Origin of the sequence: Kitasatospora sp. NPDC005856 (assembly GCF_040629945.1) — a bacterium.
GTDB lineage: Bacteria > Actinomycetota > Actinomycetes > Streptomycetales > Streptomycetaceae > Kitasatospora.
Map to the genome: position 1 here is coordinate 1 of NZ_JBEXWT010000261.1, position 1011 is coordinate 1011.

Below are 1011 nucleotides of genomic sequence, written 5' to 3' on the forward strand. Positions count from 1 at the left end.
ACGAACCCGTCCAACGCAGGACGATCCGCTACCGCACCGTCGGCGACATGTCCTGCACCGGCGCCGTCGACTCCGACGCCACCACCATCCAGGACGTCATCACCGAGATCGCCGCCTCCCGCCTCACCGAACGCGGCGCCACCCGCGCCGACGACAAACTCTCCGAGGCCGCGATGGAAGACCGCAAGCGCGAGGGGTACTTCTAACCATGACCACCACCACCCGCGAAACCACCGCCACCTCACTGCTGCGCTTCGCCACCGCCGGCTCCGTCGACGACGGCAAGTCCACCCTCGTCGGCCGCCTCCTGCACGACTCCAAGTCCGTCCTCGCCGACCAGCTGGAAGCCGTCGAACACGCCTCCCGCAACCGCGGCCAGGACACCCCCGACCTCGCCCTGCTCACCGACGGCCTGCGCGCCGAACGCGAACAGGGCATCACCATCGACGTCGCCTACCGCTACTTCGCCACCCCCCGGCGCCGCTTCATCCTCGCCGACACCCCCGGCCACGTGCAGTACACCCGCAACATGGTCACCGGCGCCTCCACCGCCGAACTCGCCGTCGTCCTCGTCGACGCCCGCAACGGCATCGTCGAACAGACCCGCCGCCACGCCGCCGTCGCCGCCCTGCTGCGCGTGCCCCACGTCGTCCTCGCCGTCAACAAGATGGACCTCGTCGACTACGCCGAACCCGTCTTCGCCGCCATCGCCGCCCGGTTCACCGCCTACGCCGCCTCGCTCGGCATCAACGACGTACTGGCCGTCCCGATCTCCGCCCTCGCCGGGGACAACGTCGTCGAACCCTCCGCGCACATGGACTGGTACGGCGGCCCCACCCTGCTGGAACACCTGGAAACCGTCCCCGTCGGCACCGACCCCAGCGCCGAACCCGCCCGCTTCCCCGTCCAGTACGTGATCCGCCCCCAGACCGAGGACCACCCCGACTACCGCGGCTACGCCGGCCAACTCGCCTCCGGCGTCCTGCGCGTCGGCGACCCGGTCACCGTCCT

General features: G+C 70.8%; 1 protein-coding gene and 1 pseudogene. Both read left to right on the forward strand.

What is annotated here, in order from left to right:
* Positions 1–206, forward strand: a pseudogene (locus ABZ449_RS42370) (sulfate adenylyltransferase small subunit); the annotation flags it as partial.
* A 2-nt stretch (positions 207–208) separates the two neighbouring features.
* Positions 209–1011 (forward strand): GTP-binding protein (locus ABZ449_RS42375; RefSeq protein ID WP_360357550.1); only part of this gene is annotated, 803 nt, incomplete at its 3' end.